This is a genomic window from Bartonella sp. AP57NXGY (genome assembly GCF_042195805.1).
Lineage (GTDB): Bacteria > Pseudomonadota > Alphaproteobacteria > Rhizobiales > Rhizobiaceae > Bartonella.
Genome location: NZ_JBHIOZ010000512.1, coordinates 1 through 718, shown reverse-complemented (window position 1 = coordinate 718; position 718 = coordinate 1). Strand labels below are relative to the sequence as shown.

Below are 718 nucleotides of genomic sequence, written 5' to 3'. Positions count from 1 at the left end.
GTGGGATAAACTTGTAATTGAAGCGGCACACCAGAGCGCCCGTAGAGGTCAACATAATGTAGTCTTACAAAACATTCGCCGGTTAAAAAGACCTCTCGTGCAATGGTTGCTTGAAGTCCATAAAAATTGGCATCTTCATCATAGTCTGCTTCATCAACCCATTGCCACCATAAGTCTAAAAGCTTTTTCTTTTCTTCTTGAAAGCCTTCAATACGAGGATAAGGTTTAATCCCATCACTTACAGCCGCGGAGACCCATTCTTCTGTTGCAGACCCATAAAGAGATTCATTATCATAAAGCCATCCTGAACGGGCAACAATGGTATCACCGCATTCTTTAATCGCTTTATTGATATGTTTCTTTGCGGGGTCAAAACCACCCATACGGCGGCTTTTGCTTGCCGCTTCAAAATGGGGATTGTGTTGACGAGAAATTTTAAAAAAGCCCGTGAGTTTATTGATAAAGCCAGCCATTAATAGCCTCGTGATATATTAAAATAGAAAACGCGTGAACGCTTGCGCCCTTCAAGGTTGGCTATTTGTGTGTTCAGCATCTCAAGCGCTCTGCGCAGTTCCTCAACAGAGCGGTTGCTTACTTGCTTATCGCCATGGCGTACCGATTGTGCTCCCGAATAAAGAGCTTCTTCAATTTGTTCACGCCGCCTTTTTAAACTTTCCAGTCTGTCAATTTTGCTGTTAATTGGTTCTAAAGTTTCACC

The 718-nt window shown here is 42.9% G+C and carries 2 protein-coding genes; both read right to left on the bottom strand.

All coding sequences use genetic code 11. From position 1 onward, the window contains the following. A partial coding sequence (locus ACFIL8_RS12860; protein ID WP_375689960.1) for a phage portal protein occupies positions 1 to 473 on the bottom strand: 473 nt, incomplete at its 3' end. Further along, on the bottom strand, positions 473 to 718 hold a 246-nt coding region (locus ACFIL8_RS12855), incomplete at its 5' end, for a phage head-tail joining protein (protein ID WP_375689958.1). The genes ACFIL8_RS12860 and ACFIL8_RS12855, both read right to left, overlap by 1 nt.